Consider the following 25,850-nt stretch of genomic DNA (forward strand, 5'->3'; position numbering starts at 1 on the left):
GCACGCGGACCCGAATGGCCAAGATCCACCAGACCTTCGTCTGCCAATCCTGCGGGGCGGTCTACAACCGCTGGCGCGGGCGCTGCGAGGCGTGCAACGGCTGGAACACGATCGTCGAGGAGGCGGCCGCCGCCGGCGGCCAGTCCGGCCCGCTCGCGACCCGGCCCTCCCGCGCCCGCGGCCGGGTGTTCCCGCTGGAGGGGCTGACCGGCGAGACCAAGGAGGCGCCGCGCATCCCCTCGGGGATCGGCGAGCTCGACCGGGTGACCGGCGGCGGCTTCGTGCGCGGCTCGGTGATCCTGCTCGGCGGCGATCCCGGCATCGGCAAGTCGACCCTGCTGATGCAGGCCTCGGCCGCCATGGCGGGCACCGGCGAGCGGGTCGCCTACATCTCCGGCGAGGAGGCGGTCGGCCAGGTCCGCCTGCGCGCCGAGAGGCTGGGGCTTAGCGACCGGCCGGTGGACCTCGCCGCCGAGACCAATGTCGAGGACATCATCGAGACCCTCAGCCAGGGCCGCCCGCCGGCCCTGGCGATCATCGATTCGATCCAGACCATGTGGACCGAGACGGTGGAATCGGCCCCCGGCACGGTCACGCAGGTGCGCTCCTCGGCCCAGGCGTTGATCCGCTTCGCCAAGACCACCGGCACGGCGGTGATCCTGGTCGGCCACGTCACCAAGGACGGGCAGATCGCCGGCCCCCGGGTGGTGGAGCACATGGTCGACGCGGTCGCCTCGTTCGAGGGCGATCAGGGCCACCATTTCCGCATCCTGCGCGCGGTGAAGAACCGGTTCGGCCCGACCGACGAGATCGGCGTGTTCGAGATGACCGACGCGGGGCTGGCCGAGGTGCCCAACCCCTCGGCCCTGTTCCTGGCCGGGCGCGACCATCAGGCCGCCGGCACCGCGGTCTTCGCCGGGATGGAGGGGACGCGGCCCCTGCTGGTGGAGATCCAGGCGCTGGTGGCCCCCTCCTCGCTCGGCATGCCGCGCCGCGCCGTGGTCGGCTGGGACCCGAACCGGCTGTCGATGGTGCTGGCCGTGCTCGAGGCCCATGGCGGCATCCGGCTCGGCACCCACGACGTGTATTTGAACGTCGCCGGCGGCCTGCGGATCACCGAGCCGGCGGCCGATCTCGCGGTGGCCGCCGCCCTGGTCTCGTCCCTGTCGGGGGCGGTGCTGCCGCCGGAGACCGTGTATTTCGGTGAGATCGGCCTGTCCGGGGCGATCCGGCCGGTCGCCCAGGCCGGATCCCGGCTGAAGGAGGCCCAGAAGCTCGGCTTCGCCAAGGCCCTGATCCCGCAAGGCCGCGGCGAAGGCGACAAGGCGCTGGCGGTGGAGACCCTCCGGCACATTGCCGATCTCGTGGCTGGGATCAGCGCCGGCGCGCCGCGGCGCAGTGGTGGGCAGCGCGGGCGGGCGCAATCGCGCTACGCCGACGAGGAGGTCTGAACGGCTAGCCGCCGGTCACGCTCATGTGCCGCGGCACCGCGGCCGGGCGTTGGCGCTCGATGATGAAGTCGTGCCCCTTCGGCTTGCGCGTGATCGCCTCGACCACGGCGGCGGCCAGCACGGCATCGTCGTTTGAGGCCCGCAGCACCGCCCGCAGATCCGCCGAGTCTTCCTGGCCGAGGCACAGGTAGAGCTGGCCGGTGCAGGTCAGGCGCACCCGATTGCAGCTCTCGCAGAAATTGTGGGTCAGCGGCGTGATGAAGCCGAGCTTGCCGCCGGTCTCCTCGACCCGGACGTAGCGCGCCGGGCCGCCCGTGCGATCGGGCAGCGGGGTCAGGGTGTAGCGGCTCTCCAGGCGCTGCCGGGCCACCGACAGGGGCAGGAACTGGTCGGTGCGGTCGGCCTCGATCTCGCCGAGCGGCATCACCTCGATCAGGGTCATATCCATCCCGAGCCCGTGGGCCCAGGCGATCATGTCGGGAATCTCGTCGGCGTTGACGTCGCGCAGCGCCACCGCGTTGATCTTGACCTTCATGCCGGCCGCCCGTGCGGCTGCGATACCGTCGAGCACCACCGGGAGATCGCCGCGGCGCGTGATGGCCCGGAACTTGGCCGCGTCCAGGGTATCGAGCGAGACGTTGATCCGGCGCACCCCAAGGCTCGCCAACTCGTTCGCGTAGCGCGCGAGCTGGGTGCCGTTGGTGGTCAGCGTCAGTTCCTCCAGAGCGCCCGAATCGAGGTGCCGCGACAGGCGGCGGAACAGGTGCATGATGTCGCGGCGCACGAGCGGCTCGCCGCCGGTGATCCGGAGCTTGCGCACGCCCCGCGCGATGAACACGCCGCAGAGCCGATCCAGCTCCTCCAGGGTCAGCAGGTCGCGCTTGGGCAGGAACTGCATCGTCTCCGACATGCAGTAGGCGCAGCGCAGGTCGCAGCGATCCGTCACCGAGATGCGCAGATACGAGATCGCCCGCTGGAACGGGTCGATCAACGGCGCGGGCGCCGGCGTGCGGAGCGCACCGGCCGTAAACCCCTGCGGCGTGCTGGAGATGTCATCGAGCATGATTGAGCATATGATGCCCGATACGGTCGTGGGCAAGCAGCCCCCGGGCCGCAGCCCCCGGATGCTTGAGGAGTGTGACCTGTGAACGAGGATCTGTGGCCGACCGAGATCCGCCTGTCGGCCGACCGGCGGGTGCTCAACGTCGCCTTCGAGGATGGGTCGCGCTTTGCCCTGCCGGCCGAGTACCTGCGGGTGTCGAGCCCGTCCGCCGAGGTGCAGGGCCATTCGCCCCTGGAGCGCAAGGTGATCGGCGGCAAGCGCGCAGTGGCGATCCTGGCGGTGGAGCCGATCGGCAACTACGCCGTCAAGCTCGGCTTCGACGACATGCACGACACCGGCATCTACGGCTGGGGCTACCTGCACACGCTGGGCCGGGATTACGACGCGCGCTGGCAGACCTACCTGTCCGAGCTGGCCGAGCGCGGCCTCGACCGCGAGACCGCGCGCACCGCCCCGGTGAAGCAGGGCGGAAGCTGCGGCTCAGGTGCGTGCGGCTGCCACTGAGGCGGCATCGGCATCAGCACGCCCCTGCTGGCCTATTGCCCGACAAAATCGGCACCCGCGTCGTCGCGCCCATTTGACTCGACCTGCGCGGGCCGGCGCCCTGCGTGTCGCGACGGCGCAACAACCGGGATTTCCATCCGCACGCCCCTGAAGAGACGATCCTGTCACCGGGCGGCATGTGCGTCTCCGCACGCGGCATGTGCCCGGCGCGGGTCTCCGGCCGCATGGCACCTCCACCTTGCGTTGCACAAAACTCCCTGGGTGGATTAGAATTCTTCCTATTCTGAACCCAGAGACCCGTTCGTCGGGTTAGCCCGCATAGGCGGATGCGTGGACCAGAGGATCGGTCGTCGCCTCCGGCTCGGCTCAGACCCGACCGAGCGCCGTTCCGGCGTCGCCAGACAGGATATTTCGATGATCAAACTCACCGTGAACGGGGCTGCGCGCAGCTTCGACGGCGATCCCGACATGCCGCTGCTGTGGTACCTGCGCGACGAGCTGGGCCTCACCGGCACCAAGTTCGGCTGTGGCGTGTCGCTGTGCGGCGCCTGCACGATCCATCTCGGCGGCGCGGCGACCCGTGCCTGCATCACGCCGATCTCGGCGGCGGCCGACCAGGAGGTCGTGACCATCGAGGGCCTGTCGCCCGACGGCAACCACCCGGTGCAGGTGGCCTGGCGCGACCTCAACGTCGCCCAGTGCGGCTACTGCCAGTGCGGCCAGATCATGCAGGCCGCAGCCCTGCTCAAGGACACGCCCAAGCCGTCCGAGCAGGATATCGACGACACGATGAACGGCAACATCTGCCGCTGCGGCACCTATCCGCGCATCCGCGCGGCGATCCATCAGGCCGCCGGCCAGACGGCGCCCGCCAGCAAGGGAGAGCGCCTGTGATCCACGACGCACAGATGATGGCCGAACTGGCCAATGCGAAGCCGACCGCCAAGCCGGTCCTCGCCAATGTCAGCCGCCGCGGCATCCTCGGCGGCGCCGGCGCCCTGGTGCTGGCCCTGTCCCTGCGCGACGCCCGCGCCGACGAAGGCCAGACCGCCGAGCAGAAGGCGCAGAAGTTCGGCGCCGACGGCATGCCGCATGGCTGGCGCGACGACCCGAAGATCTTCGTGGCCATCGCCCCGGACGGCACCGTCACGGTGACCAACCACCGCTCCGACATGGGCCAGGGCGTGCGCACCTCCGTGGCGCTCACGGTCGCCGACGAGCTGGAGGCCGATTGGCCGAAGGTGAAGGTGGTCCAGGCCTGGGGCGACGAGGCGCGCTTCGGCAACCAGGATACCGACGGCTCGCGCTCGCTGCGCCATTTCTTCCAGCATTTCCGCCATGCCGGCGCCGCCGCGCGGCTGATGCTGATCGAGGCCGCGGCCAAGCAATGGGGCGTGCCGGCCTCCGAGGTGACGGCGTCCAACCACATCCTCACGCACGCCAAGTCCAAGCGCAGCCTCGGCTACGGCGCCGTGGCGCAGGCGGCCTCCGAGCTGCCGGTTCCGACCAATGTCACGCTGAAGGACCCGAAGGACTTCCGCTACATCGGCACCGGCAAGATCGGGCTGATCGACAACTTCGACATCACCACGGGCCGGGCCGTCTACGGCCTCGACACCAAGCTCGACGGGATGCTGTACGCGGTGGTCGCCCGCCCGGCGGTCTATGGCGGCAAGGTCAAGTCCTACGACGACAGCGAGGCCAAGAAGGTCGCGGGCGTCGTCAAGATCTTCAAGATCGACGGCGGCGAGATCCCGTCCGAGTTCATGCCGCTGGGCGGCGTCGCGGTCGTCGCGAAAAATACCTGGGCGGCCCTGAAGGCGCGCGACGCGCTCAAGATCACCTGGGATGACGGCCCGAACGCCGGCTACGACACCGACGTGTTCCGCAAGGAGCTCGAGGCCGCCGCGCGCAAGCCCGGCAAGGTGGTGCGCAACCAGGGCGACGTCGACGGCGCGATGGCCAAGGCCAAGACCAAGGTCGAGGCCGAATACTTCGTGCCCCACCTGGTCCAGGCCCCGATGGAGCCCCCGGCCGCCGTGGCCCGGGTCAAGGACGGGTTCTGCGAGGCCTGGGCCTGCACGCAGGGTCCGCAGGCGGCCAACGATCGCCTGATGAAGGCGCTCAAGCTGCCCGACGACAAGGTCAAGGTGAACGTCACGCTGCTCGGCGGCGGCTTCGGGCGCAAGTCCAAGCCGGATTACGTGGTCGAAGCCGCCCTGTGCTCGCAGGCGGTGGACGGCGCACCGGTCAAGCTCGCCTGGACCCGCGAGGACGACATCCACCACGGCTACTACCACACGATCTCGGTGGAGCACCTGGAGGCCGGCCTCGACGAGAAGGGCATGCCGGTGGCCTGGCTGCACCGCTCGGTGGCGCCGACGATCGGCTCGATCTTCGCGCCCGATCCGAAGCACGAGCTGCCGTTCGAGCTCGGGATGGGCCTGGTGAACACGCCGTTCAACCTGCCCAACGCCCGGATGGAGAACCCGGAAGCCGCCGCCCATGTCCGGATCGGCTGGTTCCGCTCGGTCTCGAACATCCCGCACGCCTTCGCGATCCAGTCCTTCGTGTCGGAGCTGGCGCATGCCGCCGGGCGCGACCCGAAGGAGTACCTGCTCGACCTGATCGGCCCGGCCCGGAAGATCGACCCGACCTCCATCGGCGACGTCTGGAACCACGGCGAGGACCCGAAGCTCTACCCGATCGATACCGGCCGCCTGCGCGGCGTGATCGAGGCCGCCGCCAAGGGCGCCGGCTGGGGACGGCAGATGCCGAAGGGCCGCGGCCTCGGGATCGCCGGCCACTACAGCTTCGTCACCTACACGTCGGTGGCGGCTGAGGTTGAGGTCGACGACAAGGGTCAGGTGAAGGTGCACGCCATCGACATCGCGGTCGATTGCGGGCCGCAGGTGAACCCGGAGCGCATCCGGTCCCAGATGGAAGGCGCCGTGGTCATGGGGATGGGGCTCGCCCTCACCTCCGAGATCACCTTCAAGCAGGGCCGGGCGCAGCAGAACAACTTCGACGGCTACGAGATCATCCGGATCGACGCCGCCCCGAAGGTGGTCCGCGTGCACCTGGTGCCGACCGGCTCCTATGACGGCCCGCTCGGCGGCGTCGGCGAGCCCGGCGTGCCGCCGGTGGCGCCCGCCATCGCCAACGCGGTCTTCGCCGCCACCGGCCGGCGCGTGCGGCAATTGCCGATCCGCGACCAGCTCAGCGCCTGAACCGCTCTCCCTCGCGACGCGTTGGGGGACCGGGGACCTGATCCCCGGCCCCCCACAATGAAAGAGTTCGATACGATGATGCGTCCCGCCGCCTTCACGGTTTCCGTCACGGTGCCCCTGGCCCTGATCCTGATGGCGGCCCCCGTCCTCGCCTCCCCCTGCTCGGACAAGATCGACGCCCTGTCCAAGCGGGTGACGTCGGAGGCGACCGCCTCGATCTCGGCCTCGACCAGCGGCCAGGGCAACGCCGCCAAGCGCAGCGGCGAGGGCATGACCGGCACCGAGGGCCAGCGCGCCAACGAATCGCCCCAGGCCCCGCCGGAGAAGTCGGCCCAGGCCGGTGAGGGTGCGGATGCCGCCCAGCAGGCCAAGGTTGCGCTCGACGAGGCGCGCACCGCGGATTCGAAGGGTGATGCGACGGCCTGCGAGGCCGGCGTGGCCCGCGCCGAGAGCCAGTTGAAGAAGGCGCTCTGAAGCGCCGCTCCGCGCCTCCTTGCGCGCGCCTCAGGATTGGCGGAGCGCTTTGACGTTCCGTCGATCCCAGGGGCCGTGCGACGTCAGACCGTCACCTGCGTCCCGACCTCGACCACCCGCCCCGTGGGGATCTGGAAGAAGTCCGTGGCGTCGTTCGCGTTCTTGGCCAGCGTTATGAAGATCCGATCCTGCCAGAGAGGCATGCCCGAATGGGTCGCCGGGCGGATCGAGCGGCGGGACAGGAAGAACGACGTCGCCATGATGTCGAACTTGAAGCCCTGGCGGCGCAGCAGCACCAGCGTCTTGGGGATGTTCGGCGTCTCCATGTAGCCGAACTTCATCACGACCTTGAAGAAATGCGGCCCCACGGGCTCGAGCCGGACCTTGTCGGCTTCGTTCGAGCGCGGGGTGTCCACCGTCTCGACGGTGAGGATCACGTTCTTCTCGTGCAGCACCTTGTTGTGCTTCAGGTTGTGCAGGAGCGCCGCCGGGGCGATCTCGGGGTCGCTCGTCAGGAACACCGCGGTGCCGCGCACGTGGTGGGGCGGGCTTTTCTCCAGCATGCCGACCAGCTCGACCAGCGGCACGTCGGTCTTGCGGGTCTTGTTGAACAGGATCGTGACCCCGCGCACCCAGGTCCACATCAGCACGATGAGCGCGCCCGCCAGGATCAGGGGCACGTAGCCGCCCTCGACCACCTTGATCAGGTTGGAGAGCAGGAACAGGAACTCCAGCACGATGAAGGGCAGCATGACCAGCGCGGCCGCCACCGGCGACCAGCCCCACATCCGCCAGATCACCAGGAAGGTCATCGAGGCGGTGAGCAGCATCGTGCCGGTCACCGCGATGCCGTAGGCCGAGGCCAAGGACGACGAGGTCTTGAACAGGACCGCCAGCAGCACGACGCCGATCATCAGGAGCCCGTTGATCTGCGGCAGGTAGATCTGGCCGGCATGCGATTCGGAGGTGTGCCGGATCTCGAGGCGCGGCAGCAGGCCGAGCTGGATCGCCTGCCGGGACAACGAGAAGGCGCCGGTGATCACCGCCTGGCTCGCCACCACGGTGGCCAGCGTCGCCAGCACCACCATCGGGAGCAGGCCCCAGGCCGGGACGAGCTGGAAGAACGGGTCGGCGGTGTCGGGCTTCTCCAGCACCAGGGCCGCCTGGCCGAGATAGTTCAGGGCGAGTGCCGGGAAGACCAGGCAGACCCAGGCCACCTGGATCGGCTTGCGGCCGAAATGCCCGAGATCGGCGAACAGCGCTTCTGCGCCGGTCACCGCCAGGAACACCGCACCGAGCGCGACCAGTGCCCCGGTGCCGTGGCCGAGCAGGTAATGCACCGCGTACCAGGGGTTGGCGGCCCGGAACACCTCCGGGTGCAGGCCGATATGCGGCAGAGCCGCGAGCGCCATGGCGACGAACCACACGACGGTCATCGGCCCGAAGAAGGCCGCGACCTTGGCGGTCCCGCGATTCTGCACGAGGAACAGGGCGATGATGATCGTCACCGTGATCGGCAGCACGTAATCGTCCAGCGCCGGGGTGACGAGCTTCAGCCCCTCCACGGCCGAGAGCACCGAGATCGCCGGGGTGATGACCGCGTCGCCGTAGAACAGCGAGGCGCCGAGCAGCCCGAGCATGAAGACGATCCGCGAGCCGCCGAGTGCCTTGCGGGCCAGCGCCATCAGCGAGAGGATGCCGCCCTCGCCGTTGTTGTCCATGCGCAGCAGGATCAGGACGTACTTCACCGTCACGATCAGGAAGAGCGCCCAGAGGATCAGCGAGACGGTGCCGATCACCTCCTCGGGCAACAGGATGCCGTCGGTGCGGGCCGGGACCAGCGCCTCGCGGAAGGCATAGAGCGGGCTGGTGCCGATATCGCCGTAGACGACGCCGACCGAGCCGACCAGCAGCGTCCAGAAGCCGGCATGGCCGTGCCGCGTCTCGGCTTTCTCGGGGGCATCGAGGGCGCCGGCGGGGGCCGCCGCCTGCTCGGGCCCGGAGCCGCCGGTCTCGCCTCCCGCCGGGGCGGGCGCCGAGGCAGGGTTGGGCGGGGCGTCGGAGGCCGCGGGCACGGGCTGAGGTGCTACGCCGGGTGCGAAGGTCTGGCTCATGCGGAATGTCGGAGGCTCGGGCGTGGCCGGCGTTTCGCGGATCGGCTCAGGGGGCCTGGTGGGGCCGGGCATGAGGACGCGAAAACTCCGCCGAACCACGCGGGCCGGCCACCAGGCCGACCGCTCACGGGATCGTGCGGCCTTGCTATCACGGCCTCGGGCGGCCGGAAACAGCGTGCACGGCGAAGATCAGGGCTTCGGTGGGAGCGGGGCCGGCGGGGGAGGCTGCCCGGGGGAGAGGGATTTACTTAATTCTCTTGGGACTCAAGAGGTCTCTGAACTTCTAATCACCCGCCTTGTCATCCCAGGGCCGCGAAGCGGAGCCCGGGATCCATAACCGCCGACAGTTTAAAATCTTGCGCCGTCGGCGGCTCTGGGTTCCGGGCTCGCCTGCGGCGCCCCGGAATGACACGGCGGTTAATCCTGCCGTCCAGCGCGACCTGCGTCCGGCTATTCGGCCGCGGTGCGCGTGCCGCCGCCCTGCAGGCCGAAGCGGCGCTCGATGTACTCGATCACGACGGTCTCAAAATCCTTGGCGAGCGTCGCACCGCGCAGCGTCATGGCCTTCTTGCCGTCGATGAACACCGGCGCGGTCGGGGTCTCGCCGGTGCCCGGCAGCGAGATGCCGATATCGGCGTGCTTCGATTCGCCCGGACCGTTGACGATGCAGCCCATCACGGCGACGTTCAGGCCCTCGACCCCCGGATAGGTCTTCTTCCATTCCGGCATGGAGGTGACGATCCAGTTCTGGATGTCGCGGGCCAGTTCCTGGAAGGTGGTCGAGGTCGTGCGCCCGCAGCCCGGGCAGGCCGCAACCATCGGCACGAAGGTGCGGAAGCCCATGGTCTGCAGGAGCTCCTGGCTCGCCTTGACCTCGACGCTCCGGTCGCCGCCCGGCTCGGGGGTGAGCGAGTAGCGGATCGTGTCGCCGATCCCCTCCTGCAGCAGCACGCCGATCGCCGCCGACCCGGCCGCCAGGCCCTTGGAACCCATGCCGGCCTCGGTCAGGCCGAGATGGATCGCGTAATCCGAGCGGCGCGCCACCTCGCGGTAGACCGCGATCAGGTCCTGCACCGCCGAGACCTTGGCCGACAGGATGATCTTGTTCTGCGGGAGGCCGAGTTCCACCGCCCGGTCGGCCGAGCCGATCGCCGAGCGCACCATCGCCTCGCGCATCACCGCGCGGGCATCGATCGGCCGCGGCAGCTTGGCGTTCTCGTCCATCAGGTGGGTGAGCAGCTCGCCGTCGAGCGAACCCCAGTTGGCACCGATCCGCACGGTCTTCCCGTACTTGATCGCCTGCTCGATGATCGAGGAGAACTGGGTGTCTTTCTTGTCCTTGAACCCGACATTGCCGGGGTTGATCCGGTACTTCGCCAGGGCCTCGGCGCAGGCCGGATGGTCGGCCAGCAGCTTGTGGCCGATATAGTGGAAGTCGCCGACCAGCGGCACGTGGACGCCGATCCGGTCCAGGCGCTCGCGGATCTTCGGCACCGCGGCCGCAGCCTCATCGCGGTCGACGGTGATGCGGACCAGCTCCGAGCCGACCCGGGCGAGCTGGGCGACCTGCGCCACCGTGCCGTCGATGTCGGCGGTGTCGGTGTTGGTCATCGACTGCACGACGATCGGGGCGCCGCCGCCGACCATGACCGCGCCTTCGCCCTCACCGACCGTGACGCCCATCGTGCCGCTGCGCGGCGCTGGGCCGGCGATCTCCGGACCACCGGTGGTCAGGCTGGTCTCGGCGGCGGGACTTTCGGAGCGGATGGCTTCCATGACTTCCATCGTGGACCTTCGCGTGCGCGTTTCGCGAAAAAGCGCCGACCCTGGTTCGGGCCGGTCGGGCGTTTCGCGGCGCGCGCCTCGCCGGAGCTTCGGGGCTGCGGGCCGCCCGCGGGTTAGCTGCGGACGACGCCGCGCAGCGTCAAGCCGACACCGCGCATGACAGCATCGCGGCTGTCATGTCGTATCCGGATGCGGATGTCGAGTTTGCCGCGTGCGCAACATCGGTTTTCGTCGGCCCCTGTTGCCGAATCGCGCGCCGCGGACCGGTTGTCATGGGGCCCTCCAGATTCGCGCACGGTTGATGTTGCAGTGCAGCATCCCATTTAGGGGATCCTGTTTCTGGAGGCCGACATGAGCGAGCACCCCCACGGCGGTGAGCCGCACAATCCGGCGACTGCCGTCCCAGAAGTCCCGGTTTCGGACGGGATCGAGCCCTTTGCCACCCATCCGCCCCATCCAACCCATCAAGTCCTGGCCGGCCCCCGGGCCGAGAAGCCGGTGGCGCTCGCCCTACAGGGCGGCGGCGCGCACGGCGCCTTCACCTGGGGCGTGCTCGACGCGCTGATCGAGGACGGGCGCCTGTCCTTCGAGGCGGTGACCGGCGCGAGCGCCGGGGCGATGAACGGCGTCGTGATGGTGGACGGCTGGCTCAAGGGCGGCCCGGACGGCGCCCGCGAGGGACTCGAGCGGTTCTGGCGCGAGGTCAGCCTCGACGGCGACCTCGGGCCGGCGCAGCGCAACTTCGTCAGCGGGCTGTTCAGCCTGTGGAAGGGCAACCCGGTGGCCGAGTTCTGGTCCAAGATGCTCTCGCCGAGCCCCTACGTGTCGAACCCGCTCAACATCAACCCGCTGCGCAAGGCGCTCGCCGAGCAGATCGATTTCGAGCGCCTGCGCGAGGCCGAGACCGCGGGCCTGTTCGTCTCGGCCACCAATGTCTGGACCGGCAAGCTCGCGGTGTTCGAGCGCGAGCGCCTGACGGTCGATCACCTGATGGCCTCGGCCTGCCTGCCCACGGTGTTCCAGGCGGTGGAGATCGACGGCGTGCCCTATTGGGATGGCGGCTATCTCGGCAACCCGCCGCTCTACCCGCTGCACCGGGCGGCCCAGACCCGCGACATCGTGCTGGTCCAGATCAACCCGGTCGAGCGGCGCGAGACCCCCCGCACGGAGAGCGAGATCCGCGACCGCCTCAACGAGATCACCTTCAACGCCAACCTGATGCGGGAATTGCGTGCGATCGACTTCATCGACGGCCTGATCGAGGACGGCACCCTCGGCCAGGGCGGCTACCAGCGCGTTCTGGTGCACCGCATCGACGGCACCGACGCGCTGGAGGATTACAACGCCGCCTCCAAGCTCGACGCGCGCTGGACCGTGTTCAAGCGCCTGCGTGGCGAGCGCCGCGCCGCCGCGCAGGCTTGGCTGTCCGAGACCTACGGCACCATTGGGCAAGCCTGTACACTCAATCTGCGGGATGCGTATCAGTAAATCGATAATTTTGGCGTCAAAATATCCGCTATCGTGGCATTACATTCCACTCGATATAGCATCGATAGACGGATCACAAAGATCGTCACGCTATTTCACGGTGGTTCGTTTCGCTATCAACGATTCGTCTACAGTAAAAATCCTGGCGGTAAGAGGGCGTTCACAAAACTGATCTATCCAGGCCCGCTGACCGGAGCCCGATCAGGCCCGGTGATTCTGACCTCAAGGGCGGGCCATGAGATTTCGTCTGATCGACCTCAAGACCGGCGTGAAGATCGCGCTGGTCATGGCCCTGATGCTGGTGATCACCGCCGGCGTCTCGGCGGTCTCGCTCCGCAATATCGGCTTGATCGAGGATGCGGAGGCCTGGACCGTCCATACCCATGAGGTTCTGGCCGAGGTCGACCGGATGACCGTGGCCATGGTCGACCGGGAGACCGCCCTGCGCGGCTACCTGATCTCGGCCGATCCACGGTTCCTCGAACCCGAGGAGGCCGGGCGGAAGGCCTTCGCGGCGTCCTGGGAGGCGGCACGCCAGCTCACCGCCAACAATCCCACGCAGCCGGGGCGTCTCCTGGCGTTGAAGACCCTGGCCGAGCGCTGGAGCGCAGAGGTCGCGGATCGCGAACGTGCCCTGATGAAGGATCCCGACACCCGGGATGAGGCGCGCCGGCTTGAAGCTTCGGGTGTCGGGAAGGGCGTGATGGACGCCCTGCGCGCGAAGGCGGCGGAGATCGGGCAGGTCGAGCAGGATCTGCTCAAGGATCGGAGCGCCGCCTCGGCGGCCGCCATCGCGGCGTCGCGGGCGGCGAGCCTGATCGGCCTTGGATCGATCGTTGTCACCGCCCTGGTCGGGTCGCTGCTTCTCCACAACGGCATCGGCAAGCCGATCCACCGGATGACCCAGGCCATGACGGCACTCGCCGCCAACGACCTCACCGTCGCGATTCCCGGCGTGGGGCGCCGGGACGAGATCGGCGCCATGGCGGGTGCCGTGCAGGTGTTCCGGGACGGGCTCGCCCGGACGAAGGCCCTCGAAGAGGAGGCCGCCCGGACCCAGGCCGGGCTCGAGGCTCAGCGCAAGGCCGCGATGCGCGAGATGGCGGCCACGTTCGAGGGTGCCGTCGGCGGCATCATCCGCGCCGTCGCGACGGCCGCGGCGAACCTGAAATCCACCGCCGCGCATATGAGCGGCGTGGCGGCCGAGACCGCCAGCCAGTCGACCCATGTGGCCGCGGCGGCCGAGCAGGCGGCCGCCAACGTCAACACCGTGGCGGCGGCCGCCGAGGAACTCGGCGTCTCCGTCAACGAGATCGGTCGCCAGGTGCAGGCCTCCGCCGACCTCGCCGACGCGGCGGTGCTGGAAGCCGGGAAATCCGCGGACCTCGTGCGCAACCTGCGCGACGGCGCCGTCAAGATCGGCGCCGTGGTCGACCTGATCAGCGGCATCGCCGGCCAGACCAACCTGCTGGCGCTCAATGCCACCATCGAGGCCGCGCGCGCGGGCGAGGCGGGCCGCGGCTTCGCGGTTGTGGCGACGGAGGTGAAGGAACTGGCCGGCCAGACCGCCAAGGCCACCGGCGAAATCGCCCGGCAGATCGGCGAGATCCAATCCTGGACCGGAGAGACGGTGGACGCGATCGGCCTCATCGTCGGCCGCATCACGGAGATGAGCGGGCTGTCGACCGGGATCGCCGCGGCGATCGAGGAACAGGGCTCGGCCACCCAGGAGATCGTCCGGAACGTCGGGCAGGCGGCGACCGGGGCCGGTGAGGTCACGACCAACATCGCCGGGGTCGCCAGCGCCGCCGAGGGCGCCGGGGCCGCCGCCGAGCAGGTGCTGGGCTCGGCCTCCGAACTCTCGGTCCAGGCCGAGCGGCTCGACCAAGAGGTCCACCGCTTCCTCGACACGGTCCGGGCCGCCTGAGCGAAGCTCGGCGCTGCGCCCCCCGCCAAAGGGCCGCAGGCCCTTCACGATTGCGATGTCGGGATCTCCGTGGCGTGCGCCCTAGATCCCGTTCGGGCGTGCGAGCGCCCGTGACCGTGCGAGGCCGCTGCCATGACGATGTTGCGCCGCGAGGCCCTGATCCTGCTCGGTGCCGGATGTGTCGGCGCGGCTCGCGCTGCGCCGTCGGGCCGGGCGACCGATTTCGCCTTCGAGCACCCGGAGGGCGGCGCGATGCCGCTCTCGGCCTATGCCGGGCGACCGATCCTCGTGGTCAACACCGCCACCGCCTGCGGCTATGCCGGGCAGCTCGCCGGGCTCCAGACCCTGTGGACGCGCTTCGGCGACAGGGGGCTCACGGTGATCGGCGTGCCGTCGCCGGATTTCGGCAATCAGGAGCCGCTCGACGGCCCCGCCATCGCCGAGGCCGCGCGCAAGAATCACGGCGTGACCTTCCCGCTGACCGCCAAGACCCGGGTGAAGATGCCCGGTGCCCACCCGTTCTACCAATGGGCGGCGGCGGAGCGGCCGGGCGAGACCCCGCGCTGGAACTTCCACAAATACCTGATCGCCCGGGACGGCTCGCTCGCCGCCGCCTTCGCCACGCAGGTGGAGCCGACCGACCCCAGGATGGTCTCGGGCATCGCCGCCACCCTCGATCAGGCCTGACGACATTGGGACGCTGAAGGCGGGGATTAAACCCCCAGGCCGATGCGTTCTCACCCCATGGCATCAGACAAGCACACGCATCCGGACATCGTCGACCTGCTGGTGCCCCTGCGGCGCTACGCCCGCTCGCTGACCCGCGACGCGCTGCGGGCGGACGATCTGGTGCACGACACGCTGGTGCGCGCCCTGGAGATGCAGGGCTCCCTGCGCCCCAACACCAACCTGCGCACCTGGATGATGACGGTGCTGCACAACGCCTTCATCGACGAGCAGCGCCGACGCCAGGTCGAGGCGCGTCACGCCGACGCATTGGTGCGGATGAGCGAGGACATGGCGCCTCCGGCTCAGGAGGGTCGCGTCCGCCTCGCCCAGATCCGGCAGGCCTTCCTGACCCTGCCGGAGGAGCAGCGCGCCGCCCTCCACCTCGTGACCCTGGAAGGCATGGCCTATGCCGACGCCGCCGCGGTGCTCGGCATCCCGATCGGGACGCTGATGTCCCGCTTGGGCCGCGGTCGGGCGGCACTTCGGGCCTTCGAGGACGGCAACCGGGGCCGCGCCGACGCCGAACCCGAGACCACCCGACCGGAGGCACGGCGCGGCACCTTCCCCGGCCTGCGCCTCGTCGCGTCCGATGAGGCCCGGGACCGGCCGCCGATGAAACGCGCCGCAGGCGATGCCTGAGGCATCAAGGCCGCAGCGCGCTGGCACACATAAACGATGACGACCGGCGGATTTGCCCCTGCGGCACGCTGGAATCGAGGACTTCACCGATGATGGATCCGATAACAGACGACGATCTCATCGCTTTCGTCGACGGGCAGATCGACCCGATGCGCCGCCTCGACGTCGAGGCGCACCTGGCCGCCCATCCCGGGGCTGCCGCCCAGGTGATGGCCGATCTGCACGACCGCGACGCCCTTCGCGCCAGCTTCGGGCGCCTGCCGGGGCCGGGACCGGACCGCAACGTCGCGCTGGCGCGCCGCCTCGACCGCAACCTGCGTTGGAGCCGCGTCGCCTCGCGGATCAAGCGCGCCGCCGCCATCGTGGTGCTGGTCGGCGCGGGCTGGCTTGCCCATGACGAGATCGGCCGGTTCGGTGTGCCCGACACGATGGCCGCAACCCCCGACCCGACCCTGATCGCCGATGCCCGCCAGGCCCGCGCCGTTGCGCAGTTGCGCAAGAACATCGCCAACCAGGGCGACCGCCCCGTCTATGACCGGGCTCGTCTCCAATCGGTCACCGGCATCGATCTGCCGCCGCTCCCGGCCGGCTGGCAGGTGCGCGACATCCAGATCTTCCCCGGGCGTCACGGCACCGGCATCGAGATCGCCTTCGAGGCCGGCGCCCTGGGCGAGGCCTCCCTGTTCGCGACACGGGGGCTGCGCGGCGGCCCGGCGGCCCTCACCGGCTCCGACGATGGCGCGCTCCTGTCCTGGAATGCCGGCGACACCGCCTACGCGCTGAGCGGCCCGCAGGACGACGCGGTCCTGCGACAGGCTGCGGGGATGCTGGGGGCCGGCGCGACGACGCGCTGAGACGGACAGAACGGCCGTCGCGGCACTTCTCATTCCGCGCGGCCCTTTTCCGGGGCGCATGCAGCGACAGCGAACTGCGACCCGGTACCCAGCGCGAGACGACGCAAAGCCTCCGCCCGAAGCGACGTTGCCGCTGATCGTGCCACTGCGCGGCGCTGTCTCTGCTGGGTCCCAAATTACCGTCCACTGACGTTCCCGGTGCCCGGGAAAGGGCGCTTCAATTGCCAGGCCGGATTCTAACCGGCGCGACGCAGCCGTTCGGGGGCGCTCGCCGGAAACGGGCAACCGATCTGCGCCGTCGTCCCCGCCCCTCGACAGGCCGCCCCGGCGGGTGCCAAAGATCGGCCATGCAGGCCGCCACTTCAGCGCAACGGAATGAGGGGCTGACGGCCCTGTTCGACGCCGCCCGGGCGGTGCGCGACCGGGCCCATGCGCCCTATTCCCGGTTCCGGGTCGGGTCGGCGCTCCGTGACGAGCGGGGCGAGATCCATGTCGGCTGCAACGTCGAGAACGCGGCCTATCCGGTCGGCACCTGCGCGGAAGCCGGGGCGATCGCCGCGAGGATGCCGGGTGGCGGCCGGCGCATCGCCGAGATCCTGGTCTGCGGCGACGGCGCCGGTCTGGTGACGCCCTGCGGCGCCTGCCGCCAGCGGATCCGCGAATTCGCCGGGCCGGACACGCCGATCCACGCCGCCGGGCCGGATCGTATCGCGAAAACCTTCACGCTGGCGGAGTTGCTGCCCGAATCGTTCGGGCCGGAGACGCTGGGTGACTGAGGCCGCCGCCCTCGACACGCTCCGGGCCGCGGGCTTCGGCGGCGGTTACGCCTGCGCCATCGTCACCGGCACCGGGCTCGGCGGGATCGCGGCCGGGCTCACGGAATCCGCCGCGCTGGATTACGCGGCGATCCCGGGCTTCCCCGGTGCCGGCGTCAGCGGCCATGGCGGCCGGCTGCATCGCGGGCGCCTGGCCGGGCGGCGCGTGCTGGTGTTCGAGGGCCGGGCCCATGCCTATGAGCGGGGCGATGCGGCGGCGATGCGGATACCGCTCGCCTGCGCCTCCGGGCTCGGCGCCAAGCGCCTGCTCCTCACCAACGCCTCCGGGTCGCTGCGACCGGAGACCGGCCCGGGCAGCCTGGTTCTGCTCCAAGATCACATCAACCTGTCGGGCTTGAACCCGCTGATCGGCGAGACCAGCGATGCCCGCTTCGTGCCGATGACCGAAGCCCACGATCCGGACCTGCGCGTGCGCCTCCGGGCGGCGGCCGGGACCTGCGAGGTTCCGCTGACGGAAGGCATCTACGCCTGGTTCTCCGGCCCGAGCTTCGAGACCCCGGCCGAGGTCCGGATGGCCGGCATCCTCGGGGCCGATCTCGTCGGCATGTCCACCGTGCCCGAGGTGATCCTCGCCCGCTTCCTCGGCCTGCCGGTGGCGGCCGTGTCGGTGGTGACCAACCTGGCCGCCGGGATCGCCGGGGGCGCCCCCCATCACGCCGAGACCAAGGCGGTGGCGGCCCGGGCCGCGGCGGATCTCGGCCGTCTGGTCCGGGCCTTCGTGGCCGGCCTGCCCGCCGAGGAGACCAAACATGGATGAACCCGATGCCGCCGCGGTCGCCCGCCGGGCGCTGCCGCTCCTCGATCTCACCGACCTCACCGAGACCTGCACCGAGCCGAAGATCGACGCGCTCTGCCGGGATGCGCGCAGCGGCGGCGTCGCGGCGATCTGCGTCTGGCCGCATTTCGTGGCGCAGGGCGCGCGCGCGCTCAAGGGCAGCGGCATCCGGGTCGCCACCGTGATCAACTTCCCGGCCGGCGGCGAGGATTGCGCCCGAGCGACCGACGACACCGCGGAGGCCCTGCGCGACGGCGCCGACGAGATCGACCTCGTCCTGCCCTATCGGGCTTTCCTGCACGGCGACGCGGAGACGGCCCGCGACATGGTCGAGGCGGTGCGCGACACCTGCGGGGCCGCAATCCTCAAGGTGATCCTGGAGACCGGGGAACTCGCCGATCCCGACGTCATCCGGCGCGCCGGCCGGCTGGCGCTGGAAGCGGGGGCCGACTTCCTGAAGACCTCCACGGGCAAGAGCCCGGTCTCGGCGACCCCGGAGGCCGCCGAATCGATGCTGATCGAGATCCAGGCGAGCGCTCGCCCTGCGGGCCTCAAGATCTCGGGCGGCCTGCGCAGCGTCGCCGACGCCGCCACCTATCTCGCGCTCGCCGACCGGATCATGGGGCCGGACTGGGTCGGCCCGAAGACCTTCCGGCTGGGGGCGAGCAGCCTGTTCGGCGCGCTCATGCAGGCGCGGGAGTCTTGAAGCGCATGCGCCTGCCGCAGGAAACCATCCGGGCCAAGCGCGACGGCCTGACCCTCGATCCGGAGGCCATCGCGGCCTTCGTCCGCGGCCTCACCGACGGGTCGGTCGGCGAGGGGCAGGCGGCGGCCTTCGCCATGGCCGTGTTCTTCCGCGGCCTCGCGCTGCCGGAGCGGGTGGCGCTGACCCGGGCGATGGCCGAATCCGGCACGGTGCTCGCCTGGGACTTGCCGGGCCCAGTGCTCGACAAGCACTCCACCGGCGGCATCGGCGACACGGTGAGCCTGCCGCTCGCGCCCATGGTGGCGGCCTGCGGCGGCTACGTGCCGATGATCTCCGGCCGCGGCCTCGGCCATACCGGCGGGACGCTCGACAAGCTCGCCAGCATCCCCGGCTACGATGCCACCCCGGGGCTCGACACGTTCCGCCGGGTAGTCGGCGAAGTCGGCTGCGCGATCATCGGCCAGACCGCCGAATTGGCCCCGGCCGACCGGCGCCTCTACGCGATCCGGGACGTGACCGGCACGGTGGAATCCCTCGACCTGATCACCGCGTCGATCCTGTCGAAGAAGCTGGCCGCCGGGCTCCAGGGCCTGGTGATGGACGTCAAGCAGGGCTCCGGCGCCTTCATGACGGGTTTGGATGAAGCCCGGGCGCTGGCCGAGAGCATCGTCACGGTGGCCGAGGGCGCCGGGCTGCGCACCGCGGCGCTGATCACCGACATGGACGCGCCGCTCGCGAGCGCCGCCGGGAACGCCGTCGAGGTGGCCTACGCGATCGATTACCTCACCGGCACTCGCCGGGAGCCGCGCTTCCACGCGGTCACCCTGGCGCTCGGGGCAGAGATGCTGGTGGCCGGCGGCCTCGCACCGGACCGCGATGCGGCCTCCGGGCGCCTGGAAAGGGCCCTCGCCTCGGGCCGGGCGGCCGAGATTTTTTGCGAGATGGTCGCGGCGCTCGGAGGCCCGGCCGATCTTCTGGAACAGCCGGCGCGATACCTGCCCGCAGCGCCCGTACGGCGATCGGTGCGGCAGGACGGCACGGTGGCGGCCATCGACACCCGAGCGATCGGGCTGGCGGTGATCGGGCTCGGCGGCGGCCGGACCCGGCCGGAGGACGCGATCGACCCGCGGGTCGGCTTCACCGACCTCGCGGGTCCCGGGGATGCGTCCGGTCGGCTCGGGATCGTCCACGCGGCCGACGAGGCCGCCGCCGACCGGGCGGAGGCGGCCCTGCGGGCGGCCTACCGGATGGGCGAGGCGCCCCCCGGCCGGCCTGCGATCATCGAGCGGGTGGGAGCCGGATAGGATCCGGCCCCGATCGCCTTACCAGCGGCCGTAGCCGAGGCGATGGCCGAAGCCGCCATGGTGGTGATGGCCGAACCCGCGGTGATGACCCCAGCCGCGATGGTGGCCGCGACCCCAGCCGTGGTGGTGATGACCCCGGAACCCCGGGCCGAAGCCGTGGCGGGGGCCGAAGCCGTGATGACGATGGCCGTACCCGTAGCCGTACTGGACATCCACGATGTCGCCGGCGCCCTGGTGCAGCCTGGTGTCGAGGCCAAGCGGGGCAGCCATCGCGGGTACTCCGAGGGTCAGTCCCCCGAGCGCCAGGGCGGCGGCAGCCAGGCGTAGGCGAGCGGTCTTGGTGAACATCGGCGTCCTCCTGTGCCTCGCCGATCGCATTGTCGCGACCGGCTGTGCCCCAGGTGTAACGCCTTTAAGTTGACGCGGACGTGAGTTCGTCCCTCAGGCGCTGTTCAGGTTCGGCCGGCAGCGGAATGACCCTGATTGGTACCCTTTCAGCCACGCCGTCATCGCGAGCGAAGCGAAGCGACCCAGGAATCCGCCACGTTCGGGGATCGCGCGCTACTGGGTTGCTTCGCTGCGCTCGCAATGACGGGGGAAGCTCTTACCCCACCATGAATTCCCTGAACGCCCCGGCGCTGAACCCAGCCCACCAGCGTGGCGCAATTCAGCGGCGGCAAGCTCACGCAGGCAGCGCCGGCCCAAAACGCCTCTCGCGCCGCGTGATAACGCCCATCCCGTCATTGCGAGCGGAGCGAAGCAACCCAGGGCTCCGCGGCCGATCGTTCTGTTCGACGGGACAGACACCATGCGTGAGCCGGCGGTCTACATCCTGGCAAGCCGCCGCAACCGGACGCTCTAGACCGGCGTCACCGCGGACCTGGCCCGGCGCGTCTACGAGCACTGCGAAGCCCTCCATCCCGGCTTCACGCGCCGCTACGGTTGCAAGCTCCTGGTCTGGTACGAAGGCTGCCCGACGATGAGCGAGGCCATCGCCCGCGAGAAGCAGATCAAGGCCGGCTCCCGGAAGAGAACACTCGCCTTGATCGAGGCGATGAACCCGGATTGGTGCGATCGGTATCCCGGCCTTGCGTGAAGTTCTTATACGTTGCGAAGCCCTGGGTTGCTTCGCTGCGCTCGCAATGACGGTGAGGGCCTCACCCGATCGGGTGTCGATGAGACCGGCCTACCGAACGCTGCGCCTTACGGCCGCCGATACACCCACACCCGCGCGGGCGGCAGGTTCAGCCAGACGCGGTTCGAGCGGTCGGCCGTGTAGCTGCCGGCCTCGCAGCGGGCCGGGATTGGCGGGACGACCGCATAGGTGAACTGCACGAAGGGCGCGCCCGGCTGCATCAGGTCGTGGGCGGCGTTGAGCAGGTCGAGCCGCTGCTCCAGCGGCTTGGTGAACAGGGGCAAGCTCGAGATCGTCGCGGCGGCGGGCTGGTCCAGCGCCGTCTTGAGGGTCGCGCGCATGTCGTAGGCATCGCCGCGAATCACGGTCACCCCCGGAAAGCGGCGGGTCAGCAGGCGGCAGAAATCGGGGTTGAACTCCACCAGGATCAGGCGCGATGGCGCGATGCCCCGGCGGATCAGCGCCTCCGTTACCGGGCCGGTGCCGGGGCCGAGCTCGACTACCGGGCCTTCGCGGCGCGGATCGACATAGGACGCCATGGTCCGGGCCAGCATCTTGCCGGACGGCGTCACTGCGCCGGTGACGAGCGGACGCTCGAACCAGGATCGGAGGAAACGGGCTTCGTCCTCCAGGGGGTCGCGCCGCGGCCCAAGACTCTCACCCCTGGCGGCAGGGGCCTTCGCACTGGGACGGCGGAGCGGCGGCAAGTCCTGGATTCCTCGAAGCCGATGGGAATGGAAGGCTAAGGCAACGCGCCGTCTTACAGTCAAGCCGGCCCGGCGCCTAGGGTAAGCATGCCACGCTCGCCGGATGCATAACGGGCGTGCACGGGTTCGGATCCGGCCCGACGCGCTCGCCCCCGACCGGGATGCCCGTTCGGCCTCGGCGAGCGCGTCGGATCGGCGATCCTAGGGTCGAACGGCGCTGCCGAAGAAGTCCCGCACCTTGGCGAAGAAGCCGGACGATTCCGGGTGGTTCTCCGGCGAGGCCGACTGGTCGAACTCCTGCAGCAGCTCGCGCTGACGCTTGGTCAGGTTCTGCGGGGTCTCGACGAAGACCTGGATGTAGAGGTCGCCGACCTCCCGGGAGCGGAGCACCGGCATGCCCTTGCCCTTGATCCGGAATTGCTTGGCGGTCTGTGTCCCGGCCGGGATCCGCACCTGGGTCTGGGAGCCGTCGATCACCGGCACGGTGATCTCACCCGCGAGCGCCGCCGTGACCATCGAGATCGGCACCCGGCAGAACAGGTCGGCGCCGTCGCGCTGGAAGAACTCGTGCTGCTTGATCGAGAGGAAGACGTAGAGGTCCCCGGGCGGCCCGCCGCGCAACCCGCTCTCGCCCTCGCCGGCGAGCCGGATGCGCAACCCGTCATCGACACCAGCCGGCACGTTGATCGAGAGCGTGCGCTCGCGATTGACCCGGCCCGCGCCCTGACAGGTGGCGCAGGGATCGTCGACGATCTCGCCGCGGCCGTGGCAATTCGGGCAGGTGCGCTCGATGGCGAAGAACCCCTGCGCCGCCCGCACCCGGCCGTAGCCGGCGCAGGTCGGGCAGGTGCGCGGCTTCGAGCCGGGCTTGGCGCCCGAGCCGTCGCAGGCCTCGCAGGTCACCGAGGTCGGGATCCGGATGGTCTCGGCCTTGCCGATGAAGGCCTCTTCGAGGGTGATCTCGAGGTTGTAGCGCAGGTCGGAGCCGCGCTCGCGGCCCGGCGCACCGCCGCCGCGGCCGCGCTGGGCACCGTCCCCGCGTCCGTCGCCGAAGAAATTGTCGAAGATGTCCGACATGAAGTCGCCGAACTCGTTGCCGAATCCGGGGCCGCCTCCGCCCTGGCTGAAGGCGGCGTGGCCGAACTTGTCGTAGGCCGCGCGCTTCTGGCCGTCCGAGAGGCACTGATAGGCCTCGTTCAATTCCTTGAACTTGATCTCGGCTTCCTTGTCGCCGGGATTCCGGTCGGGATGATAGGTCATTGCGAGCTTGCGGAACGCGACCTTCAACTCGCCTTCCGTGGCGGTCTTGGCGACCCCCAGGATTTCGTAATAGTCCCGCTTCGACATCCCACCCAGTCTCCGGACAATCAGAAGGCGCTGTGATCCCTGGACCCGTCCGGTCCGCCGCAGCGGGGCCCTCGGGGCAGATCTTGAGCAGGGTGAGCGGGCTGAGGCACCGTCGCGATCACGACGACCCCGCCGATCTAGCATGAGCCGACCGGTCCGGGGCTGACATCGGACGATATCCGGTTCCTGCGGCGCCCGCGCAACAGCGCTTCACAAGCAGAGGCGGGGCCGCCTCGCTCCGGCCCCGCGCGTTTGCTGTCGAAGCCGCGCCTCAGGCGCGCTTCTTCTGGTCTTTCTCGTCGACCTCCTGGAAGTCGGCGTCGATGACGTCGTCCTTCTTCTCGGAGGCGCCCGCCTCGGCACCGGCCTCGGGGCCGGCGCCCTGGTTGGCGCTGTACATCGCCTCGCCGAGCTTCATCGAGGCCTGCATCAGGTCCGTGGTGCGGGCCTTGATCGTCTCGACATCCTCGCCCTCGAGCGCGGTCTTGAGCGCGGTCATCGCGGTCTCGATCGCGCCCTTGTCGGCCGCCGGGACCTTGTCGCCGTACTCAGTCACCGACTTCTCGGTGGCGTGGATCAGGCTCTCGCCCTGGTTCTTCACCTCGACCAGCTCGCGGCGCTTCTTGTCCGCCTCGGCATTGGCCTCGGCGTCCTTCACCATCCGGTCGATATCGGCGTCCGAGAGGCCGCCCGAGGCCTGGATGCGGATCTGGTGCTCTTTGTTCGTCGCCTTGTCCTTGGCCGTCACGTTGACGATGCCGTTGGCGTCGATGTCGAAGGTCACCTCGATCTGCGGCATGCCGCGGGGCGCCGGCGGGATGCCGACGAGGTCGAACTGGCCGAGCAGCTTGTTGTCGGCCGCCATCTCGCGCTCGCCCTGGAAGACCCGGATCGTGACGGCGTTCTGGTTGTCTTCGGCCGTCGAGAAGGTCTGGGACTTCTTGGTCGGGATCGTGGTGTTGCGGTCGATGAGCCGGGTGAACACGCCGCCGAGGGTCTCGATGCCCAGCGACAGCGGGGTCACGTCGAGCAGCAGCACGTCCTTGACGTCGCCCTGGAGCACGCCCGCCTGCACGGCGGCGCCGATGGCCACGACCTCATCGGGGTTGACGCCCTTGTGCGGCTCCTTGCCGAAGAAGGACTTCACCACCTCCTGGATCTTGGGCATGCGGATCATGCCGCCGACCAGCACCACCTCGTCGATCTCGGAGGCCGAGACGCCGGCATCCTTGAGCGCCTTGCGGCAGGGCTCGATCGTGCGCTGCACCAGATCGTCCACCAGCGACTCGAACTTCGCCCGGCTGAGCTTCAGCGCGAGGTGCTTCGGGCCGGTCTGGTCGGCGGTGATGTAGGGCAGGTTGATCTCGGTCTGGGTGGCCGAGGACAGCTCGATCTTCGCCTTCTCGGCGGCCTCCTTGAGGCGCTGGAGGGCGAGCTTGTCCTTGGTCAGGTCGATGCCCTGCTCCTTCTTGAACTCGGCGGTCAGGTACTCGACCACGCGGTTGTCGAAGTCCTCGCCGCCCAGGAAGGTGTCGCCGTTGGTGGACTTCACCTCGAACACGCCGTCGCCGATCTCGAGGATCGAGACGTCGAAGGTGCCGCCGCCGAGGTCGTAGACCGCGATGGTGCCGGCCTTCTTCTTGTCGAGGCCGTAGGCGAGCGCGGCCGCAGTCGGCTCGTTGATGATGCGCAGCACCTCGAGGCCCGCGATCTTGCCGGCATCCTTGGTCGCCTGGCGCTGGGCGTCGTTGAAGTAGGCCGGGACCGTGATGACCGCCTGCGTGACCGGCTGGCCGAGATGCGACTCCGCGGTCTCCTTCATCTTCTGCAGCGTGAAGGCGGAGATCTGAGACGGCGAGTACTTCTTGCCGTCGGCCTCGACCCAGGCATCGCCGTTGTCGCCGCGGACGATCTTGTAGGGGACGAGGCCCTTGTCCTTCTGGGTCATCGGATCGTCGTAGGTACGACCGACGAGCCGCTTGATGGCGAAGAACGTGCGCTCGGGGTTCGTCACCGCCTGGCGCTTGGCCGGCTGGCCGACGAGCCGCTCGCCGTCATCCGTGAAGGCCACGATCGATGGCGTGGTGCGGGCGCCTTCCGCATTCTCGATGACCCGGGGCTGCGTGCCTTCCATGACGGCCACGCAAGAGTTCGTGGTGCCCAGATCGATACCGATAACTTTACCCATGGTGGGATCCCTCTTTTCGTCGCGTTCAAGCAGACCGCCGAGCCCCGAAGCAGCTCGGCCCATGGCGGATTGAGTGTGATGTGAGTATGGGACCCGGGCCGGATCAAGGGCCGTGAACGGCTGAAATCCAGCGCATAATCCCGCGTCGAGGGCGATATAAGAACCCCTGGACGGGCTCGCAAGGCAAAGCCGGCGCGTTGGCCCCGGCCATCGTGTTTTTGGCCAAGACGTTGTTCTGCCTGAAAAATCCTACCGCGAGGCAGCGGCGGCCCGGTTGGCGTCGATGCATTTTGTTGCGCCGCTGCCACGTCCAGGCCATCGATGGCGTGTTAACACTTCGACAAGGGGTTGAGCGTGGCCCCGCCACCTCGTCTTCCCCGTCAGAGCCCGATGCCACGGACCCGCAGCCTCCTGCTCCCCCTTCTGGCCGCCGCCGTCGCGGCGCCTGCGATGCTGGCCGCGCCGCCGGCGCAGGCCCAGAACTTCTTCGAGCGCCTGTTTGGCATCAAGCCCGAGCGGCCCCCGGTGCCGCCCCGCGGCGTGCCGGGGGGGGCCCCCGCCGCCCCGGCGCCCGGGGGGGCGGGGCGGGCGGGG

At 69.8% G+C, this 25,850-nt stretch carries 21 protein-coding genes and 2 pseudogenes; 16 read left to right on the plus strand and 7 right to left on the minus strand.

Annotated features, from left to right (window positions below; genetic code table 11):
- Window positions 1–14: 14 nt before the first annotated feature.
- Window positions 15–1,451, plus strand: a complete 1,437-nt coding sequence (gene radA, locus AO398_RS09875) for a DNA repair protein RadA (RefSeq protein WP_058191884.1) — start codon at window positions 15–17, stop codon at window positions 1,449–1,451.
- Window positions 1,452–1,455: 4 nt separating this feature from the next.
- On the opposite strand, the gene moaA is transcribed toward radA, so the two are convergent.
- On the minus strand, window positions 1,456–2,514 hold the full coding sequence (gene moaA, locus AO398_RS09880) for a GTP 3',8-cyclase MoaA (protein ID WP_244498715.1): 1,059 nt from the start codon (window positions 2,512–2,514) through the stop codon (window positions 1,456–1,458).
- 81 nt (window positions 2,515–2,595) lie between these two features.
- Between moaA and AO398_RS09885 the strand changes: the two genes are divergently transcribed.
- The 4 genes from AO398_RS09885 to AO398_RS09900 all read left to right on the plus strand — a co-directional run bounded on the left by AO398_RS09885 (window position 2,596) and on the right by AO398_RS09900 (window position 6,722).
- Entirely contained in the window at window positions 2,596–3,018 is a 423-nt protein-coding gene (locus tag AO398_RS09885; RefSeq protein ID WP_058191885.1) for a DUF971 domain-containing protein, read from the plus strand.
- 414 nt (window positions 3,019–3,432) lie between these two features.
- A complete protein-coding gene (locus AO398_RS09890; protein WP_058191886.1) occupies window positions 3,433–3,912 on the plus strand; it encodes a (2Fe-2S)-binding protein in 480 nt (159 codons plus the stop codon).
- Window positions 3,909–6,248, plus strand: coding sequence for a xanthine dehydrogenase family protein molybdopterin-binding subunit (locus tag AO398_RS09895; RefSeq protein WP_058191887.1), 2,340 nt, complete (start codon window positions 3,909–3,911; stop codon window positions 6,246–6,248). Before AO398_RS09890 ends, AO398_RS09895 begins: the two co-directional genes overlap by 4 nt.
- A 75-nt stretch (window positions 6,249–6,323) precedes the next feature.
- Entirely contained in the window at window positions 6,324–6,722 is a 399-nt protein-coding gene (locus AO398_RS09900; protein ID WP_058191912.1) for a hypothetical protein, read from the plus strand.
- An 83-nt stretch (window positions 6,723–6,805) separates the two neighbouring features.
- On the opposite strand, the gene AO398_RS09905 is transcribed toward AO398_RS09900, so the two are convergent.
- Together AO398_RS09905 and ispG are read right to left on the minus strand one after the other, a co-directional pair.
- Window positions 6,806–8,836: a potassium transporter Kup gene (locus AO398_RS09905; RefSeq protein WP_058191888.1), complete on the minus strand. Its 2,031-nt coding sequence runs from the start codon at window positions 8,834–8,836 to the stop codon at window positions 6,806–6,808.
- A gap of 450 nt (window positions 8,837–9,286) precedes the next feature.
- The gene (ispG, locus tag AO398_RS09910; protein ID WP_058191889.1) at window positions 9,287–10,621 is read right to left on the minus strand and encodes a flavodoxin-dependent (E)-4-hydroxy-3-methylbut-2-enyl-diphosphate synthase; all 1,335 of its coding nucleotides are present in this window, start codon (window positions 10,619–10,621) and stop codon (window positions 9,287–9,289) included.
- 351 nt (window positions 10,622–10,972) lie between these two features.
- Here ispG and AO398_RS09915 point away from each other — a divergent pair, with 351 nt between their 5' ends.
- The 9 genes from AO398_RS09915 to deoA all read left to right on the plus strand — a co-directional run bounded on the left by AO398_RS09915 (window position 10,973) and on the right by deoA (window position 19,879).
- Window positions 10,973–12,109, plus strand: a complete 1,137-nt coding sequence (locus AO398_RS09915; protein WP_058191890.1) for a patatin-like phospholipase family protein — start codon at window positions 10,973–10,975, stop codon at window positions 12,107–12,109.
- A 235-nt stretch (window positions 12,110–12,344) separates the two neighbouring features.
- Window positions 12,345–14,036: a CHASE3 domain-containing protein gene (locus AO398_RS09920; protein WP_058191891.1), complete on the plus strand. Its 1,692-nt coding sequence runs from the start codon at window positions 12,345–12,347 to the stop codon at window positions 14,034–14,036.
- A gap of 132 nt (window positions 14,037–14,168) precedes the next feature.
- Window positions 14,169–14,723 carry a glutathione peroxidase gene (locus AO398_RS09925; protein WP_058191892.1) on the plus strand — a complete coding sequence of 185 codons (555 nt, stop codon included), beginning with the start codon at window positions 14,169–14,171 and terminating at the stop codon, window positions 14,721–14,723.
- A gap of 57 nt (window positions 14,724–14,780) precedes the next feature.
- Window positions 14,781–15,404 (plus strand): sigma-70 family RNA polymerase sigma factor, encoded by a 624-nt coding sequence (locus tag AO398_RS09930; RefSeq protein WP_058191893.1) that lies wholly within the window; start codon window positions 14,781–14,783, stop codon window positions 15,402–15,404.
- Window positions 15,405–15,496: 92 nt separating this feature from the next.
- Window positions 15,497–16,258: an anti-sigma factor gene (locus AO398_RS09935; RefSeq protein ID WP_244498716.1), complete on the plus strand. Its 762-nt coding sequence runs from the start codon at window positions 15,497–15,499 to the stop codon at window positions 16,256–16,258.
- Window positions 16,259–16,605: 347 nt separating this feature from the next.
- Window positions 16,606–17,034: a cytidine deaminase gene (locus tag AO398_RS09940; protein ID WP_058191895.1), complete on the plus strand. Its 429-nt coding sequence runs from the start codon at window positions 16,606–16,608 to the stop codon at window positions 17,032–17,034.
- On the plus strand, window positions 17,027–17,851 hold the full coding sequence (locus AO398_RS09945) for a purine-nucleoside phosphorylase (RefSeq protein ID WP_058191896.1): 825 nt from the start codon (window positions 17,027–17,029) through the stop codon (window positions 17,849–17,851). Before AO398_RS09940 ends, AO398_RS09945 begins: the two co-directional genes overlap by 8 nt.
- On the plus strand, window positions 17,844–18,575 hold the full coding sequence (deoC, locus tag AO398_RS09950) for a deoxyribose-phosphate aldolase (RefSeq protein WP_058191897.1): 732 nt from the start codon (window positions 17,844–17,846) through the stop codon (window positions 18,573–18,575). Before AO398_RS09945 ends, deoC begins: the two co-directional genes overlap by 8 nt.
- A 5-nt stretch (window positions 18,576–18,580) precedes the next feature.
- A complete protein-coding gene (gene deoA / locus AO398_RS09955; protein WP_058191898.1) occupies window positions 18,581–19,879 on the plus strand; it encodes a thymidine phosphorylase in 1,299 nt (432 codons plus the stop codon).
- Between the two features lie 18 nt (window positions 19,880–19,897).
- Here deoA and AO398_RS27425 read toward each other — a convergent pair whose 3' ends face one another.
- The gene (locus AO398_RS27425; protein WP_082643223.1) at window positions 19,898–20,227 is read right to left on the minus strand and encodes a hypothetical protein; all 330 of its coding nucleotides are present in this window, start codon (window positions 20,225–20,227) and stop codon (window positions 19,898–19,900) included.
- Window positions 20,228–20,687: 460 nt separating this feature from the next.
- Here AO398_RS27425 and AO398_RS09965 point away from each other — a divergent pair.
- A pseudogene (locus AO398_RS09965) lies at window positions 20,688–20,975 on the plus strand (GIY-YIG nuclease family protein).
- Between the two features lie 107 nt (window positions 20,976–21,082).
- Here AO398_RS09965 and AO398_RS09970 read toward each other — a convergent pair.
- From AO398_RS09970 to dnaK, 3 genes are all read right to left on the minus strand, one after another.
- Window positions 21,083–21,721, minus strand: coding sequence for a phospholipid methyltransferase (locus tag AO398_RS09970; RefSeq protein ID WP_058191900.1), 639 nt, complete (start codon window positions 21,719–21,721; stop codon window positions 21,083–21,085).
- A gap of 201 nt (window positions 21,722–21,922) precedes the next feature.
- Complete coding sequence (gene dnaJ / locus AO398_RS09975) at window positions 21,923–23,068, minus strand: molecular chaperone DnaJ (protein ID WP_058191901.1); 1,146 nt, start codon at window positions 23,066–23,068, stop codon at window positions 21,923–21,925.
- Between the two features lie 271 nt (window positions 23,069–23,339).
- Window positions 23,340–25,256 (minus strand): molecular chaperone DnaK, encoded by a 1,917-nt coding sequence (dnaK, locus tag AO398_RS09980; RefSeq protein ID WP_058191902.1) that lies wholly within the window; start codon window positions 25,254–25,256, stop codon window positions 23,340–23,342.
- Window positions 25,257–25,646: 390 nt separating this feature from the next.
- Here dnaK and AO398_RS09985 point away from each other — a divergent pair.
- Window positions 25,647–25,850: pseudogene (locus AO398_RS09985) on the plus strand (hypothetical protein); the annotation flags it as partial.

The organism is Methylobacterium sp. GXS13 (assembly GCF_001455965.1).
Lineage (GTDB): Bacteria > Pseudomonadota > Alphaproteobacteria > Rhizobiales > Beijerinckiaceae > Methylobacterium.